Source organism: Acetobacter sp. (genome assembly GCF_052102375.1).
Taxonomy (GTDB): domain Bacteria; phylum Pseudomonadota; class Alphaproteobacteria; order Acetobacterales; family Acetobacteraceae; genus Acetobacter.
In genome coordinates this window covers 81,986-99,627 of record NZ_JBQDXI010000004.1, presented here as the reverse complement: position 1 = coordinate 99,627, position 17,642 = coordinate 81,986, and the positions used below count along the sequence as shown (strand labels likewise).

The 17,642-nt window shown below is 55.6% G+C and carries 15 protein-coding genes; 8 read left to right on the top strand and 7 right to left on the bottom strand.

Translation table 11 applies throughout. From position 1 onward, the window contains the following. Positions 1-175: 175 nt before the first annotated feature. Positions 176-2,623, top strand: a complete 2,448-nt coding sequence (locus ACTIDN_RS02955; RefSeq protein WP_441375915.1) for a mechanosensitive ion channel family protein — start codon at positions 176-178, stop codon at positions 2,621-2,623. A 160-nt stretch (positions 2,624-2,783) separates the two neighbouring features. Here the strand turns inward: ACTIDN_RS02955 and ACTIDN_RS02950 are convergent, their stop codons facing one another. From ACTIDN_RS02950 to gmk, 4 genes are read right to left on the bottom strand one after another with little or no spacing between them, the layout of a single operon-like run. Then, the gene (locus tag ACTIDN_RS02950) at positions 2,784-4,301 is read right to left on the bottom strand and encodes a replicative DNA helicase (RefSeq protein ID WP_048838506.1); all 1,518 of its coding nucleotides are present in this window, start codon (positions 4,299-4,301) and stop codon (positions 2,784-2,786) included. A gap of 15 nt (positions 4,302-4,316) precedes the next feature. Next, positions 4,317-5,540 carry an AGE family epimerase/isomerase gene (locus tag ACTIDN_RS02945; RefSeq protein WP_441375914.1) on the bottom strand — a complete coding sequence of 408 codons (1,224 nt, stop codon included), beginning with the start codon at positions 5,538-5,540 and terminating at the stop codon, positions 4,317-4,319. Further along, a complete protein-coding gene (gene rfaE1 / locus ACTIDN_RS02940; RefSeq protein WP_441375913.1) occupies positions 5,540-6,973 on the bottom strand; it encodes a D-glycero-beta-D-manno-heptose-7-phosphate kinase in 1,434 nt (477 codons plus the stop codon). Before rfaE1 ends, ACTIDN_RS02945 begins: the two co-directional genes overlap by 1 nt. Positions 6,974-6,978: 5 nt before the next feature. Then, positions 6,979-7,632 (bottom strand): guanylate kinase, encoded by a 654-nt coding sequence (gene gmk / locus ACTIDN_RS02935; RefSeq protein WP_415507848.1) that lies wholly within the window; start codon positions 7,630-7,632, stop codon positions 6,979-6,981. A gap of 133 nt (positions 7,633-7,765) precedes the next feature. On the opposite strand from gmk, the gene ACTIDN_RS02930 reads away from it, so the two are divergent. Both ACTIDN_RS02930 and ACTIDN_RS02925 read left to right on the top strand, forming a co-directional pair. Further along, positions 7,766-8,584: an SDR family NAD(P)-dependent oxidoreductase gene (locus tag ACTIDN_RS02930; RefSeq protein ID WP_415507849.1), complete on the top strand. Its 819-nt coding sequence runs from the start codon at positions 7,766-7,768 to the stop codon at positions 8,582-8,584. Between the two features lie 32 nt (positions 8,585-8,616). Then, positions 8,617-9,975, top strand: a complete 1,359-nt coding sequence (locus ACTIDN_RS02925) for a purine-cytosine permease family protein (protein WP_441375912.1) — start codon at positions 8,617-8,619, stop codon at positions 9,973-9,975. Here ACTIDN_RS02925 and rlmB read toward each other — a convergent pair. The 3 genes from rlmB to proP form a co-directional block, all read right to left on the bottom strand. Next, entirely contained in the window at positions 9,909-10,751 is an 843-nt protein-coding gene (gene rlmB, locus ACTIDN_RS02920; RefSeq protein ID WP_415507851.1) for a 23S rRNA (guanosine(2251)-2'-O)-methyltransferase RlmB, read from the bottom strand. The genes ACTIDN_RS02925 and rlmB overlap by 67 nt on opposite strands. Positions 10,752-10,816: 65 nt before the next feature. Then, a complete protein-coding gene (locus ACTIDN_RS02915; protein WP_441375911.1) occupies positions 10,817-11,230 on the bottom strand; it encodes an NUDIX domain-containing protein in 414 nt (137 codons plus the stop codon). Between the two features lie 133 nt (positions 11,231-11,363). Next, positions 11,364-12,818, bottom strand: a complete 1,455-nt coding sequence (proP, locus tag ACTIDN_RS02910) for a glycine betaine/L-proline transporter ProP (protein WP_415507853.1) — start codon at positions 12,816-12,818, stop codon at positions 11,364-11,366. A gap of 552 nt (positions 12,819-13,370) precedes the next feature. On the opposite strand from proP, the gene ACTIDN_RS02905 reads away from it, so the two are divergent. The 5 genes from ACTIDN_RS02905 to lptB are packed head-to-tail and all read left to right on the top strand — an operon-like array spanning position 13,371 to position 17,633. After that, positions 13,371-14,030 carry a ribonuclease D gene (locus ACTIDN_RS02905; RefSeq protein ID WP_048838587.1) on the top strand — a complete coding sequence of 220 codons (660 nt, stop codon included), beginning with the start codon at positions 13,371-13,373 and terminating at the stop codon, positions 14,028-14,030. Between the two features lie 27 nt (positions 14,031-14,057). Further along, on the top strand, positions 14,058-15,089 hold the full coding sequence (locus ACTIDN_RS02900; protein ID WP_415507854.1) for a KpsF/GutQ family sugar-phosphate isomerase: 1,032 nt from the start codon (positions 14,058-14,060) through the stop codon (positions 15,087-15,089). After that, positions 15,086-15,826, top strand: a complete 741-nt coding sequence (gene lptC / locus ACTIDN_RS02895) for an LPS export ABC transporter periplasmic protein LptC (protein ID WP_415507855.1) — start codon at positions 15,086-15,088, stop codon at positions 15,824-15,826. Before ACTIDN_RS02900 ends, lptC begins: the two co-directional genes overlap by 4 nt. A 2-nt stretch (positions 15,827-15,828) precedes the next feature. Beyond that, positions 15,829-16,815: an LptA/OstA family protein gene (locus ACTIDN_RS02890; protein WP_415507856.1), complete on the top strand. Its 987-nt coding sequence runs from the start codon at positions 15,829-15,831 to the stop codon at positions 16,813-16,815. Positions 16,816-16,817: 2 nt separating this feature from the next. Then, positions 16,818-17,633, top strand: coding sequence for an LPS export ABC transporter ATP-binding protein (gene lptB, locus ACTIDN_RS02885; RefSeq protein WP_108912385.1), 816 nt, complete (start codon positions 16,818-16,820; stop codon positions 17,631-17,633). Positions 17,634-17,642: the final 9 nt, after the last annotated feature.

Genomic DNA, 17,642 nt, shown 5'->3' with positions numbered 1-17,642 from the left:
TTGATTTTTTAAAAACAGGTTACATGGCCATTCCTCCCAAGGCCTGAATTCCTTTATCATCTTACCGCCCCAGCCATAACAGTTTGGCTGCTTTTCATGTAGGGGACGCAACCCCCTTACTGGTCGCCACGTTTATTCCAGACTGTGTTTTCCCTGAGGGGTGAAGAAAGAATTAATGTCTAAAACGATGCTGCGCGCACTTCTTCCTGCCGTGATCTTTCTGTGGGGTGGGCTACTTTCCGCCCTGCCTCTTTCCGTTCCCCAAGCATTTGGAGCGGACACACCGCCTCCCGCCGCAGCATCCGCCGCTGATGACCAGCCCCTTACCCCGCTTATTTCAGACATCTCACTCGCCGTCTCCGACGATACACTCGCGAAGATAGGGTCTGAAATTCACGCGATATATCAGGACAGTTTAAAACCCTATAGCAAGACTGATAATGCAGCCGCCTTTGCATCCCTCCTCAAAAGGGCAACGGCGGTTTCTTCACAAACTGATGCTCTGGCTGCAAAAATCAAACCCTATGAATCTGTCTATCAGAATTTTCTGGACGTACTGGGCAAACCACCCGGCAAGGATGACCCAGCCGAACCTGCCGCCATTACCGCCCAACGTAAGGCTCTGACCGCCAAACAACGCGACATTTCCAACCGCATTACCCGGTTGAAACTGTATCAGGTTGAAGCACAGCAACTAGTTGGCGAATTACGCCAGCACGGCACGGCCATTCAGCAAGCCACCTTGACGCAGCGCTTTCCGTCCCCTCTTGGCGTAACGTTCTGGTCTCAACTGAGTAGTGAGTCCGCTGCAACATCCAGCAGCGCCAATGACCTGATGCAGGAAACGCGCGCTGTGCTGGCGCAAGCCTTTACAGGTCGCCACGCCCTTATCACTCTGGGGGCTTTTCTGCTTTCCGCTCTTTTGCTGACAGCATATTTCTTCTGCCATAAGCCTGTACGCATTTTGGTTGCGCGCATTCTGCCCACAGGCCGCATCCGGCCAATTGCCGCGACCGTTTTGTGTGCGGTTTTAAGTATCGTCGCATGGGCTTTTGCGTTCCGTCTGGCTTGGGAAGGCATTGCTCTCGACAACCCTGCCTTGGGAGAGGACCTCGACAATCTGGCAGAAATGGTCGCAGCGCAGGTTCCGCTGTGTGGGTTTGTGGTAGAGTTAGGCATCAGCCTGCTTTCGCGCAAAGCAGAATGGCGTGTCTTTCCCATGCCGGACCGTGTGGCGCATCACCTACGCCTCTTTCCCATCTGGTTTGCTGTTGCCCTTATTATTCGCGGCATTTTGCGATATGTAGATACCCAGAGTGGCCTGAGCATTCTGCATGTTCAGTTTTTTGACGGGCTTTATACGCTTGCTGTCAGCCCGCTGCTGTTTGCTATCCCCCGGCAGCTCCGCCTTTCTGCGGAAGAAGGAACAGGTGCGCCGCCAACGGTTGCGCCGCTGCTTCGCACATTGGCCATGACGGTCTGCATTGTCTGCTGGCTGGCAGTGCTATCCGGTTATATTCCGTTGGCCTACACGATTATCTCGTGGATTTCCGTCATGGCCATCACCCTGACGGGCCTGCTGCTGATCTCGCTTCTGGCTACAGCTTTGGGAAGCAGCGTTTTCCCGTCTGAAGGCCCCATAGGGCATCATTTGGTGCAGCTTGGACTGCCTGCCCGGCTTGTGGATCAGGCAAGCGTTGTCATTCCGGGGCTTATTAGCGTTTTCCTGCTTATTCTCGCCTCATCCGTTGCAACGGCAGGCGCAGACTTTGACCCCGCGCAGGTTGGCAACCGCATTCTGTACATTTTTCGTGGACAGAGCGGGAAACCAGCAGATGACAGCTTTTCTATCTCGCTCGACACACTTTTGTTGTGCGCCATTTTGCCGGTTATTGGGCACTATGCCATCAAAATCGTTAAAACATGGTTTTTGCAGCGCTTCTTCCCGACAACACGGCTCAATATTGGGGCACAAAGCTCCATCCTGAACGTTATTACCTACGCTGCATGGATTTTAATTGGCCTGAGCATGGCGTCTGCGCTGGGCGTGACCATGAAGAGCATGACATGGGTTGTCAGCGCCCTGTCAGTCGGTATTGGTTTTGGCTTGCAGTCTATCGTACAGAACTTCGTATCCGGCATTATTCTCATGGCAGAGCGTCCCGTCTCTATTGGGGACGTGGTGGATATTGCCGGTGCTCATGGTGAGGTTGCCCGTATTAGTGTGCGCTCCACCAATATCAAACTGGCTGATGGTTCGACCATGATTGTCCCGAACTCCCAGTTCATTACCTCTGCTGTGCGGAACGCCACACGTGCTGAAAAGCCGGGAGTTTTCACAACTGTTCTGCAACTCCCGTTCTCATCTGATTTGCAGAAAGCAATGCAGGTTGTGGTGGAAACTCTGGCAGCCAGTGAAAATGTAGATCCACAACTTGCACCAACTGCAAGCATCACATCCATCACTGACGGATCAGCGTTGTTAACCGGTACCGCGCGTGCCCGGCAGGGGCTGGATGTCGCAAAGGTACGAAGTGAAGCCTTGTTTGATTTGTGGCAGGCTTTTCAGCAGCACGACATTCCTATTACGGTGCCAAATTCTATCGCCTCGTCTCAGGCATAAAAAATAAAACGTTAAAACTGGTTCTAGTGGAACCAGTTTTAACGCCTCCTGCATGAAATATCTGTCTATAGGGATATTAAGGACCTACTCACCCTAACAGCGCACACCATTTTTTTCTGGTGTATGCTTTAAAATCTGCCACCTTAAAACAGTACGTATTTTAATGGTGCGGCTGATCTTCATGTTGTGTTTCCAAATCAGCAAAGCGCGTATATTCGCCTTCAAAGAACAGATGCACTGTACCAGTAGGGCCATGCCTCTGTTTTTCCAAAATCAACTCAGCCTTGTTATGCACAAGACCCATTTTACGCTGCCAGTCGTCTAGTGCTGCTCCGTATTTTTCCATGGAATCAAAGGCTGTTTCCTTGGGCATACGTTGTTGCAGGTAATATTCATCACGGTACACAAACATCACGGCATCCGCGTCCTGCTCAATAGAGCCGGACTCACGAAGGTCAGACAGCATAGGGCGTTTATCTTCGCGTGATTCCACCTGACGGGAGAGCTGAGAAAGTGCAATAACTGGCACCTCCAGTTCCTTCGCAATTGCTTTAAGGCCCTGTGTAATCATGGAAATTTCAAGAACGCGGCTTTCTGGCCGTGTCCCGACAGAGGGACGCATAAGCTGCAAATAGTCCACCACCACCAAACTTAAACCACGTGTGCGCTTTAAGCGGCGGCAGCGGGTTCGCATGGCGGAAAGAGAGATGGCCGGTGTATCGTCAATTACCAGCGGCAGGCGGGCTAATTCGCGGCTGACACGCACAAAGCGGTCAAATTCCTTCTGCCCGATATCACCACGACGAATACGCTCACCCGACACCTCGGCCTGCTCAGACAGAATACGTCCGGCCAACTGTTCGGCTGACATTTCGAGCGAGAAGATAGCAACAGTTCCCTTTGGCTGTACACCCGGCCCTGTGTCTTCCGCTTCCTGCAACAAGGCGCGGGCGGCAGAAAAGGCCACTTTGGTTGCCAGAGCGGTTTTACCCATGGCGGGACGACCTGCCAGAATAAGAAGATCGGACGGATGCAACCCGCCGGTCTTTTTATCTAGATCCCGCAGGCCAGACGTCAGGCCTGCAACATGGCCATCGTTCTGGAACGCTTTTTCGGCTGTCGCAATGGCGTTGGTCAGTGCCCTATCAAAGTCAACAAAACCGCCGTCCTGCCCTTTTTCTGTGGCAAGCCGGAACAGCGCTTCTTCCCCTGCGGCAATCTGGTCCGGGCCCGACAGGGCCGAGGTTGCACCAAACGCGTTGTTGACAACACCTTCCCCAATATCAATCAACTGCCGCCGGATCCACGCGTCGTGAATAGCGCGGCCATAGTCACCTGCATTGATGATCCCCACCATGGAGGTCAGCAATTTACCCAGATAGGCCATGCCGCCTACCTCTGTCAGCACACCGGAATTCTCCAGTTCTGCACGCAGGGTTACCGGGTCTGCCAGTTGGCCGTTTTCAATACGGCGGGCTATGGCATCGTAAACACGGCCATTCACCTGATTGGCAAAATGCGCCCCGGTCAGAAAGTCTGACACGCGGTCATAGGCGCGGTTATTGGTCAGCAATGCCCCCAGCAACGCCTGTTCGGCTTCAATATTGGCGGGGGGCTGGCGGAGGGAAAGGGACAGGATGCTGTCGTCAGCCTGTGCCGTTATGTCTGTTTTTGTCATACTCACGCCGTGTGTCTAGCAGGTCTTACTGTGTGCGTCAGCATACGCTGTAGCTGCTGTGCTTGGCTGCAAGGGTGCAGATGTCACAACTTTGTCCAGCGCAGCAAAAGCCGTTGTAATATGATACAAGGAACTGGTGGGGATGGAGTGAGAGGCAGGCAGCCCTTTTTCGTCCATCTGGTCTAACCATGTCCCTGCCGGGCAGCCTTTAAAATAACGCTCCAGCAAATTCTGGACCACGCGTGTCACCAGCCCGTGCTGGTCCTGCGGGTCAAACACCAGCATTCCCCTGAGAGCTTCCCCCTGCACCCACAAACGAGAAGATGCCTTGAGCACCGCACCAGCACGGTCAAGAGCATCATCGACCAAAGCTGTTTCTGTCTTAAAGCCGTGACAGGTTGCAAAGTCGTACAGACGCCGGGCCTGAGCCTCTGTTTTTACACCTGTCAGCCGCTCATATTCTGAAAGCAACCATACCCACTCAAAATGATGACCGGGCTCCACCCATTGGCCCTGCATTCCTGACGCAGGTTGCCAGTCTTGGGTAAAGAACTCGCCTAGCGTCCCTGTACGTGCATCCTGAAAATGTTTGGTAAATAACGCATAAAGCATATGGCCGAGTGTAAGGTCTGCTTTGTCCTGTGTGGTTTCATACAGAGCCAGCACAGCTTCAAACAGATGCATGTGCGGGTTTTGCTGCCGGGGTTCAGAGGTTGAGGGCAGGCTATTCAGAAAACCACCCTGCGGTGTGCTCATGGCGTGCTCAATCCAGAGCACGGTTTGGCGGGCCAAAGAGAGGGCCTGCCCCTCCGGTTCAACACGCGCATACCATGCCAGAGCGAACACAACGAAGGCGAGATCATACAAATCTGCCGTAGGGTCCAACACGGCGCCATCCGGGGTGAGGCTGCATACCCACCCGCCCTCCGGCTTGTGGGCTTTGAGGAGAAACCTGAAAATACCGTCCGCACAGGCCTGATAATGCGTCTGCCCTTGCAACACAGCCCATGAGAAAACAAAGAGTTGCCGTGCCTGAACCCTAACCCGCTTAAAGGGGGGTAAAGCAGGTTCACCTGCCAGAGTAAGGCTTTCCTGCGCACCGTAGTGAGCCGGGTTTCCCGCGCTTCCGTCACATCCTACGGTTGCCCAGAACGGCAGAGCTTGGTCAAACAGCCATTGCCTGAACTGGTGATGCACGCCCTGAAGCGAAGAGTGCTCAGGAGAAAACTGCCCCATCATTATACCCGCCGTATGCGACCGATGGTCGCTGTTGTGGAGTGCCCCTGTGCCAGATCAGCCAAAACCAGAGAGCCGCCCGCAGCTATGACCACATCTGCCCCCACAACCTGCTCCGGTTTGTAGTCTGCCCCTTTTATCAACACATCGGGCATCAGGGCGGTAATAGTCTCCAGCGGGGTATCCTCTGCAAAAGCCACAACAGCATCTACATAACGGACTGCGGCCATAACGCGCGCGCGCGAGTCAAGCGTGTTGACGGGGCGTTCCGGGCCTTTCAGGCGGCTGATACTGTCATCTGTATTCAGAGCAACAATCAGGCGGTCACAGGCTGCTCTGGCCTCTGCCAAAAGACTGACATGACCGGGATGAAGAATATCAAAACAACCGTTGGTAAAACCAACTTTCAAACCTCTGCTCTGCCAGCGCTGCACCTGAGCACGGGCTGCGGCCAGCGGCAGAAGATGTGGCATTTCATCCGGGCCGGACTGTTCATCCAGCTCATGCAACACTTCCTGAATATCCGCTGTGGCCGTACCAAGTTTGGCCACAACAACACCGGCGGCCGCGTTGGCCACACGCATAGCCTGCTCCAGCGAATGACCAGCACCCGTTGCAAGCGCCATGGTGGCAATCACCGTATCCCCGGCACCAGAGACGTCAAACACCTCCCGCGCCCGCGCTGGCACAGAGAGGACCTCACCGGTGCGGCGCACCAGCATCATGCCTTTTTCCGACCGTGTTGCCAGAATGGCGTCTGCCTCCGCATCTGCCATCACCTTCCGGGCTGCCGCTTCTGTCAGGGCTTCTGTCTCTACAGGCATGCCTGACGCAGCCGCGAGTTCCTTCCCGTTGGGCGTAATGCAGGTTGCACCGCAATACAGACGATAATCGGAAGATTTAGGGTCTACAAATACCGGAATATTGCGCGCCTTGGCGGCAGAAAACACATGCTCCAGGACCTGCGGGCCACACACCCCCTTACCGTAGTCTGATACGACAACGGCCTGCACTGTTTCTATTCTGGCATCAATTGCGGCGCAGAGGGCTACTGCCTCCGCGGGCTGGAGCAGCAGGCGGCTTTCTTCATCCGCCCTTACAACCTGTTGGTTGGCAGCAATAAAACGTGTTTTACAAATAGTCGGACGGTTCACGGTTGCAACAGTTGCATCCACCACTCTGGTCTGTCTGGCCAGTGCCGACCGCAGCAGCCCCCCGGCCTCATCTTTCCCCACCAGCCCGATCAGTACCGCATGGCCACCAAGTGCTGTAATATTGTTGGCCACGTTGCCCGCACCACCCGGCATTTCCCGCCGGTTGTCCAGCAACAGCACGGGTACCGGGGCTTCTGGTGAAATACGTTCCATGCTGCCGTATAAAAAACGGTCGAGCATGACATCACCCAGACACAGAACGGAAACTGAGGAGAAATCCATAAAGATCAGGCTCCAAACGTCGCGATAAAGTCAGTCAGGCCAGTTTGCCGCCGTGTTTTAAGGCGGCCAGATGTCAAAATAGATCGTGCCTCAAATATAGCGCGATCAAGATCCTTATTGATCACCACGTGATCAAATTCCTGCCAATGCGAAATTTCATCCCGTGCAGCCGCCATACGGCGGGCAATTTCATCCGGGTGGTCAGACGCACGGGATGTCAGGCGGCGCTCCAGTTCCTGCAAGGATGGGGGGAGGACAAACAGGCTCACAACATCATCAGGCAGCGCCTGACGGATCTGCTGGTGCCCCTGCCAGTCAATATCGAACACCATATCCTGCCCAGCAGCCAAAGCCGCTTCAACCGGAGCACGGGGTGTGCCGTAGCCGCGGCCAAAAACCGTGGCCCACTCCAGCAGTTCCCCTTTTGCCGCCATATCTTCAAACTGGTCCATGCTGCGGAAGTGGTAATGTACACCCTCTGCCTCGCCGGGTCGGGGCTGACGTGTGGTCACGGACACGGAATGCAGCAGGTGTGGTTCAGACGCCCGCAGGGCATTGGCGATGGTGGACTTCCCTGCCCCTGATGGAGCCGAGATCACAAAACAGACTCCGCGCCGTTTCATACCCTCTATGGTGCCTGATGTTCTGCTATGAGCCATGCCGGATTCCATCTCTCCCTAGTGTTTTCTGCGGCCCGCAGGCCGGGCCGGACAAGCGGCACACGCAAAAATGCATGCCGGGTTTGCCACAGGCCTGCTGCTCTTCTAACAGCCTCGGGGTAAGAGGGCGACTATGAAACATGATCGCATTCTCATAACAGGCGCGTCCTCAGGTCTGGGGCGCTCCCTTGCTCTTACCCTTGCGCGGCCCGGACGCACCTTGCATCTGGGCGGCCGGAACGAGTCTCGCCTGATGGATGTTGCGCGGCAGTGCATAAGCCGGGGTGCCGGGGTTGAGATAAGCCGGGGGGATGTTGGCAACCGCACTCACATGGAAGACTGGATTGGTAATAGCGGACCACTAGACCTTGTGCTGGCCTGCGCCGGTATTACAGGGGGTACCCGCAGGCCCACTGGCCCAGATGATGCACCATATGAGCCAGATGCGCAGGTACGCCGTTTTTTCCAGACCAATATTGATGGCGTGCTGAACACTGTGTTGCCAGCCCTTTCCACCATGCGGCAACAACCCCGCGCAGCAGACGGCATGAGAGGCAGAATTTGTGCCATTTCCTCTGTGGCGGGGCTGGTATCCTACCCCGGCACCCCGGCTTACAGCGCGACAAAAGCCGCTGTGGACCGTTTTATGGTGGCGACTGGCGGCAATATGAAGCAGGCTGGAATCCTGCTGTCTTCCGTTGTGTGCGGGTTTCTTAACACCCCCATGACCGCCCGCAACCATTTTCCCATGCCCGGCATGACAGATGTAGAAAACGCCAGCAGGCGTATCCTGCGTGGCTTACGCCGCAACGAAAGACGTATTGTGTTCCCGCTCTGGCTTGCGGCAGGATCAAGATTTATGGACCTTCTGCCCATTGCACTGGCGGAAAGCTACTATACTCATCAACCTACGGGTGCGGCTGGCACTATGCCGGAGCCAGACCTGTCATGACCTGAACTTACCCCGCCAAGGAATACCCCGGCATGAGCCTCCAGCCACCCCCCATGCCTCAGTCACCCCCTCGCCGTTTGATGGAAGATCTCTCTGAGGCCTCGGTACGGGAACCGGTGCCTGATCACCTAAAAACCATGCGGGTGGACAGCGTGTTCTGGAGCCATTTCTCCCCCAATCTTGGCCCGGGGGGCTGGGTCACGGGGGCATTGCTCATCAGCATGGGGCTGGATTTCCGGACCGGTGTTCTGGCCATTGTGCTTGGCAATATTATCGGGGCCTTACCAGTGGCGTTGGCTGCCTCCATTGGCCCAGCTACGGGGCTTACGCAAATGGAAGCATCCCGCAGGGCGCTGGGACGTCTGGGCGTACGCCCTCCGGCTTTCCTGAACTGGATCTACTGTGTGGGGTGGGACGCCGTAAACAATGTGCCCGCCGCAACGGCGCTGATCGCCCTGCTGCTTATGGCAGGTGTCTCCACGCCGTTCTGGCTGGCGCTGGGATGTTTGGCCCTTGTGCAGATGGCTGCCTCTATCTACGGCCATCATGTTGTGCAGATTTTACAAAAATATCTGGGTGCCCTGCTGCTTGGCACCTTTCTGCTCATGGGGTGTGTGCAACTGGCGCAAGGGGCGTCCATCGTCTCCGCCCACCACCCTGTCAGGTGGCAAACCTTTCTGCTGGCAACCGGGGTTCTGGTGAGCTTCAACCTGTCCTGGGCATCGTACTCTTCAGATTATACACGCTATCTGCCAGCCAGAACCAACCCGGTTAAGGTGGTTCTTCTCGCACTGGCCGGGTTACTTGGCTCCGCCATTCCGTTCCAAATTCTGGGGCTTCTTACGGCAAGCAGCGTTGCCGAGCCTTCCCCAACTGCGGTTATCGCCTCGCTCCAGCACGCTATGGGGCCTGTGGGAGCTGTAGCGCTGGCAGCTATCGCGCTCTCGTCCATTACTGGCAATGCGTTTAACGACAATACGGCCAGTTACAGTCTTATTTCCGCCGGGTTACGCATCCCGCGTGTTATGGCGGCAATTCTGACTGCCGCTTTAGGCTACGTTCTGGCTGTTGCCGGAGCAGGCCGCTATACCGCGCTTTATACGGACTATCTGCTTGTCACGATGTACTGGATTGCCCCTTGGGTGGGGATTGTTCTGGCTGACTGGTATTGCGGAGACCGCAAGGTTCATGCCGTGCCACCGGGCTGGACATATGGAGCCACTATTTTTGTCGTGACCGCAAGCTTGACCATCGCCCTGTTTTCAACAAGCACACTCTATACCGGCCCCGTAGCGCGCTGGCTGAACGGGGCCGACATTGGCTATTATGTGGGCTTTTTTGTTGCTGCTGGCTGGTATGTGCTGGGCATGCGTACGCGGGCCAGTTCGTAAAGCCCAACGGCTGCTGCAACAGAAACGTTCAGGCTTTCCATATCACCCGGCATATACAGGCCTGCCACTTCATCACAGCTTTCACGCGTCAGGCGGCGCAGGCCTTTACCCTCTGCCCCCAATACCAGCGCAACACGCCGCCCTTCAAAAGAAGGGCCGTCCAGCAAGCCACCGCCAGCATCCAACCCGACTGTCCAGCAGCCACCTTTTTGCAATGTTTCAATGGCACGGGATAAATTGACTTCTCGCACCACAGGCACAGTTTCAAGCGCGCCAGAAGCAGCCTTGGCCAGCACTGCGGTTTCTTCCGGGGCATTCCGATCCTGCACCACAAGGCAGGCAGCCCCAAAAGCCGCAGCAGACCTTAGAATTGCGCCAATGTTCCGGGGGTCCGTGACCTGATCCAGCACCAGCACCGGTCCCGGCCGTTCCAACGCTTCGTCCAGAGACAGGTTGGGCAATTGTTTCACCAGAGCCGCAACACCTTGATGCACAGCCTCAGCACCCAACATGTCATCCAGCTTGGCGCGGGGCGTCAGTTCAGGTTCAAGGCGTAAGGTTGCCCCTGCTTCACGCGCGGCGATTAACGCCGGATGCTCGGGCTCTGCCACAAGCAAACGCTGGAAAACACGCTGTGGGTTTGCCAGAGCGGCCGCAACAGCGTGGGTACCAAATAGCCACACGCTCCCCGCTGGCGCACCACCTCCCCCTTCACGCCCGGTAGATGACGATGGGCGTGGACGACGGGCCGGGCGGGCAGAACGGGGATTACGCATTGCAACCTTTGCTTTCTCTCAATTTATCTTCCCCCTACAGCATGTGCAGGGTGGCGGGCTATCTCTTATTTGTCGTTGGCAAGGGCCTGTAAGGCCTGCTTTGTGGCCTCTGTCAAAGGGGTTGGCAGTGCATCCAGGGCAAACCATGCGGCGGCAGCCAAAGCCTCAGGCTCCTGCACCACAGGCTCTCCCTCACAGTCTTCCACCAGATAAACAGGAGCTACCCAGTGCAAGGCCTGGTCTTGGTCTATCTGGTCTACAACACACAGCAGCCTGACGGGCGTAATGGTTAAAGCCACTTCCTCGGCGATTTCTCGAGCAACAGCCTGTGGCACCGTCTCATACGGATCAACCTTTCCGCCGGGTAAGCCCCAATATCCTGCTTCAGGAGGGCGTCTGCGTTTCACGAGTAACATTTTCCCGGCACGCAGTATCACCGCTCCGCACCCAACACGCGGCTGATGTATCTGGAGGGTCATTGTCTTTCTCCATCTGGTTTACCCAGTGCCGTATAAAGTGGGCTGGTACGGTGCGCCATGCGCCATAATAGAATAAGGCCAATGGTACACCTACCATTGGCCTTTCTTAACTGGCTGCTTTTACCCTTGGCTCTTACGGAACAGGCGGCAAGGACGGGTCAACCGTCAAAGGTTTGTCACCTTTCATGAAGGCTTTCAGTTCCTCTTCGGTTGCCACAGCGGGTGGAGAGCCACGCAAGGGCAGACGTGCTGTTTCTTTTACGGTCAGCATAGTGACAATACCAATTACAGCGGCACCCATCAGGTAGTAAGCGGGCATCATCAGGTTATCTGTCCGCTGTATCAGCCACGCCGTTACCAGTGGCGTTGTGCCACCAAACAGCGATACAGACACATTGAATGCCAAAGACAGAGCTGTGTATCGCACTGGCGTGTAAAACAACGCTGGCAGTGTTGCTGGCATGGAACTGGTGAAGCAGACAAGAGATACACCCAGCAACATCAGCCCAAGAAAAATAAGACCGTCATTACCAGTCTGTATCAGCCACAGGCTGGGTACAGACAACACAAGCAAGGAAAGACAGGCCCCAATGATCATCGGCCTGCGGCCCAGCTTGTCACTGAACAAACCGCCCACCACGTTCAGAGGCATCATGACCAGCATGACCAAAATAATCAGCAGGAGCCCTTTGGTTTCAGGGTAGCCCAAGGTCACGCTCAGATAACTGGGCATGTAGGTCAGGACCATGTAATAAGTTACGTTGAACACCAGCACTAAACCAACGCACTTCAGCAGTTGACGCCAGTGGACAAGAAACAGATCTTTCCAGCCGGGTTTGTCTTGTTCACGTTGCTCGGCCTGTTCCGCATAGGCGGCGAAGGCCGGGGTTTCTTCCAGCTTTGTACGCATATACAGACCGAGAAGACCCAGAGGACCAGCAACCATAAACGGGATGCGCCACCCCCATGACAGCATTTGGCTATCTGTCAGCGCCAACTGAAGAATGGTGACTGACCCAGCACCGGCCACGTAACCGGCCAGCGTACCAAACTCCATCCAGCTTCCCATAAGGCCACGCCGGCGGTCTGTGGAATATTCCGCAATAAATGTGGCCGCGCCCCCATATTCTCCACCTGTTGAAAAGCCTTGCACCATACGCGCCAGCATCAGCAGGATGGGAGCCCAGATGCCAATACTGGCGTAAGACGGAATAAGCCCAATGGAGAATGTGCCAACCGCCATAAGAATCATGGTAAAGGCCAGCACTTTCTGCCGACCATATTTATCCCCCAACGGGCCAAAAATGGCTCCCCCAATGGGACGAACGATAAATGCCACCGTAAAGGTTGCGAATGTCGCAAGGATTTGGGCTGCTGCATCCGCAGAGGGAAAGAAAACACGCCCTAAGGTTATGGCAATGTAGCCATAAACCCCGAAGTCGAACCATTCCATGGCATTGCCAAGAGCTGCTGCGCCCACGGCCCGTTTAAGCATATCACCATCTACAACGGTGATATCATCCACCTGTATATGCCGACGACGTTTGAACCACCCAAAATGGGCGTGCGCCGATTCAGGCTCCTGCATAGTGTTGTTTCCTTTCTTCTACGCATACAGGCGTCCGCGTTTTCGCGGTAACGCGCCCTGACGCAAGATGTTGCGCACAGTGCCGCAACGCGAATGCTCAGGCAAAATACCCAAAAAATTAAATATGGGGAGGGTGTATGACAGAATACTATAAAAATTGAAAGAAAAAATTTACCAGACACACAATCCGAAAACCATTTAAGTTTTTTCATTCCAATTTCATTTTTGTTTTTTCTTCTATTAGCTTTTCTATGACTTTTATAAGTCAAAAATTTTTATTGCCCGCACATTATCATTATTACAGTTGTGTCGTTCTATATCTCTCAACAAAAGACCAATCGGCAAATTCCTTCCCGTCCGACGATCCTGAATACATCGCAAGACCATACACGCCTGAGTGAACCTATCACCGCAAGGAGTGGTGCTGGTTACACAATCCAGGCCCAGACCATTAATCTGCCCCAAAGGGTGGATACGCTCATGAGAATGGACAATCCCCTTTCCGGGCTGTATCGGTCTGGGCCACGTTAACAGCTAGACATGGAGCGGGTCATGAATGCGTCCCCGGCCTCGTCCGATGGTGCCATCACTCTTCACCGGAACGATTTACCTGATGGCCTGACCTTTAACGGCTCTGTTGCCGTTGATACGGAAACCATGGGTTTGAAGCCTCATCGTGACCGCCTTTGTCTTGTCCAGCTTTCCGCTGGTGATGGCACAGCCCACCTTGTGCAGATCATCCCCCCCTCCCTTGGCGGCAAAGGCTATGACTGCCCTAACCTCAAGAAGGTTCTGGCGGACCCTGCCATCACCAAAATCATGCATTTTGCTCGGTTTGACGTTGCAATCCTCCAGCATGCGCTGGGCATTACCGTTACCCCTACGGTTTGCACAAAAATTGCAGCACGCCTTGTCCGCACCTTTACAGACCGCCACGGTCTGGCTGCGCTGTGCCGTGACATGCTGGGTGTAGAACTCAGCAAACAGCAGCAAACCTCTGACTGGGGCGCCAAAGACCTCAAGCCGGAACAGCTTGCCTATGCGGCCTCAGATGTTTTGTACCTGCATGCCCTGTGGGCCAAGATGGATGCCCTGCTGGAACGTGAGGGCCGCCGGGAACTGGCGCAAGCCTGCTTTGACTTCCTGCCTGCACGCGCCCGCCTTGATATTTTGGGATATGAAGACCCAGATATTTTCTCCCACCGGGCCTGACCGGCTCGAGACCGGATCACCACACGTATGACGCACGCCCCCAGCTTTGCACACCCTGCGCCCCTTTCTGCGTTGGCACAGGCCACACAGATTGCTAACGCTCTGGCCGTACTCCGTACAGAGCGCGAGGGGCTGGCAACTTTGGAAGCGGCCTTGCAGGATAGAGCTGGGCTAGGGGGGGCTTTTTCTCAGGCAGTCACGCTTATTGGTGCACTGCCGGGCCGTCTGGTGATTACGGGCATAGGCAAGTCCGGCCATATTGCCCGCAAGATACAGGCCACCATGGCCTCCACCGGTACGCCTGCTTTATTTGTACACCCAGCAGAAGCCTCTCACGGTGATCTGGGAATGTTGCAGGCGGGAGATGCCGTCATTGCTTTTTCCAACTCTGGAGAAACAACGGAACTAGGCGACATTGCGGCGCATACCCGCCGGACAGGCCTGCCCTTGCTGGCCGTTACCAGCCGTGCACAGTCAACCCTTGCCTGTGCGGCTGATATTGCCCTGACATTACCCAATGTAAGAGAAGCCTGCCCCATGGGGCTGGCCCCCACCACCAGCACAACCATGCAACTGGCCTTTGGCGATGCACTTGCTGTAGCGCTGTTGCAGCAGCGCGGTTTTACTGCAAACGATTTCGGGACTTATCACCCCGGTGGCAGGTTGGGAATGCGCCTGCGCACCGTGCGAGACCTGATGCGTACGGGGGCTGCCATGCCTGTTGGCCAGCCGGAAACCCCCATGCGCGATGTGATTATGGAAATGACCCATAAAGCACTAGGCTGCATAGGCATTCTGGACCATAATGGCCTTCTTGCAGGACTGATTACAGACGGTGACCTGCGCCGCGCACTGGACCTTGATCTCGCGACCACGCAGGCAAAGGATATCATGAACAGCAAACCGCTCACCATTGGGCCTGATGTGTTTGCCGTGGAGGCGCTGCGTATCATGAACGAACGTGACCGCCCTATAACCTCGCTTTTTGTGATGGATGCCACCCACAAGCCTTTAGGCGTAGTGCATATGCATGACCTGCTGCGCGCCGGTGTTGGATGACAGAGCCCTCTCCCCCTAACGTCCCCCCACGCCGGGAAGACTTTGCCCGCTCAGAAGAAGTTACCCGGCAGCAGCGGGATCAACTGGCAGCGGCATCGTACCCCCGCAACCTCCCCTCAGCTACAGCACTGGCGCGCAGGCGCACAGTCCTGCGCTGGGCCAAATGGGCTCTTCCCGCGACAGCCTTGCTCCTGCTCAGCTCCATCGCTGTGTGGCCAGAAGTCGACCGGCTTATCAATGCCAACAGCGCTGCCTTGCGCGACATGACGAAGGTGAAGGTTGAAAGTGGCAACCTGCTGGGGGCCACCTATCGGGGTGTGGACGAGCACGACCGCCCCTTCATGATAACAGCGGACAGCGCGCATCAGGTTACATCTGAACGGATGGATCTGCGCGCTCCTTCGGCGGACGTTCTGTCTCAGGGTGATAACTGGATGCTGGTACGCTCCCAAAAAGGCGTTTACATGCAGCATACCAACCTGCTCGACCTGACCGGAGAAGTAACCCTGTATCGTGATGATGGCCTGATGATGCGCAGCCCCGTGGCGGATATTGACCTTAAACGCGGTATTATCGCCTCTGATTCCTGGGTAAGAGCAGAAGGCCCGTTTGGCGTGCTGGATGCAAAAGGCTATCTGTTATCCCAACATGATGGCGTTGCGCAGTTCCGTGGGCCGGGACGCCTGATTCTCAATGACGACCGCGGTAGCCACTCACAGGAAGGGAAGGCCTCCTGACCATGCAGCCTGTTGCTTCTTCCCTCCTCCGGTACCGCTGGCACGGACTGGCAGCACTTGCGCTGGCAACGTGCTTTACGGCGCTGCACCCCATTGCTGCGCACGCGCAATCCATTGATCTGTCACACGGTGGCCAGATTACAGTCACTGCTGTGGGCGGGTTTGACTGGGACCAGAACCAGAAAAAAGTAACCGCGTACGATCAGGCAAAAGCTATCCGCGGGGATGTGACTGTTACGGCTGACAAGCTGATTGCCTACTACCGAAAAAAAACGCCTGCACCGGGAACCGAGCCACCTGCTGACGCTGCTCCCGCAGACAAAAAACCCGATAATGCTGGTTCTGAACCAGATTCCTCAGGGTCCAGCGAGATTTACCGCTTGGAAGCCGTCGGCCATGTCCATATTTACACCCAGACTGATCAGGCCTGGGGCGACAAAGCCGTTTATGACATGGACCAAGCCGTGCTGGTCATGACTGGCTCTGCTATGAAGCTCGTCACACCACAAGACATCCTGACTGCACGGGATTCTATGGAATATTATTCCCAGCAGCGCATTTCTATTGGCCGTGGGAATGCCACGGTGACAACCAATGATAACCGCCAAATTCGGGCAGACGTGCTGGTAGGGTACAGCGCCCCGCCGGACACTACACCTAAACCAGCCCAGACTGATGCCGCCAAACCTGCTAGCGGAGACCCGCTGGCCAACGGGTCTGGCAAACTGGAAAAAGTCAATGCGTTCGGGCATGTCTGGGTACGCACCCAAACAGAAATTGTAACCGGGGACCGCGGCGTCTATGTCCCAGATACTGGCATTGCCCGTGTGGTTGGCAACGTACACATTACGCGTGGCCCGAACCAACTTCAGGGCGCTGCCGCGGTTATTAATATGCACACGGGCATTGCAACCATGACCGAACACCCCGGTAGCCGGGTGAGCGGGGTTGTTGTCCCCAATAATGGCGATGGATCGGACAGGAAATAACGATGACTCAGGAAATCACCTGGACATCAGAAGAAACCGTAACTGAAACCATTATTGGTCCTGATCCGGTCTCTCGTAACCCGCTTCACATTCCCGGCCACGGGCTTTTTGCACGCGGCATCGGCAAGTCTTATAAGAAGCGTGAAGTTGTTAAAGACGTCTCTATCGAGGTGCATCGGGGAGAGGCTGTTGGCCTGCTCGGCCCGAACGGCGCAGGTAAAACCACCAGTTTTTACATGATTGTTGGGCTGGTACAGCCAGACACCGGCTCCATCACACTGGATGGTGCTGATATTACCCAACTCCCCATGTACCGCCGTGCCCGACTTGGAATTGGCTACCTGCCGCAGGAAGCCAGTATCTTCCGAGGCCTGAATGTTGAACAGAACATCATGGCTGCTCTGGAAGTCGTGGAACGGGACCCGGATAAACGCGAGGTCATGCTGGATGGACTGCTAAGCGAGTTCGGCATTTCCCATCTTCGCCGCTCACCGTCTCTGGCACTCTCCGGGGGGGAGCGCCGCCGTCTGGAAATTGCACGCGCTCTTGCCAGCCAGCCGAACTACATTCTGCTGGATGAGCCACTGGCCGGGATTGACCCCATTGCCGTTGGTGAAATTCGTGACCTTGTCTCTCACCTGAAAGACCGCAAGATCGGGGTCTTGATTACAGACCACAACGTGCGTGAAACGCTGGAAGTTATTGATCGCGCTTACATTATGCATAGCGGTCAGGTTTTGATGCAGGGCGTACCAGAAGAAATCGTGGCCAACGAAGATGTGCGCCGTGTGTATCTGGGAGAAAGCTTCTCTCTTTAAATTTTCGCC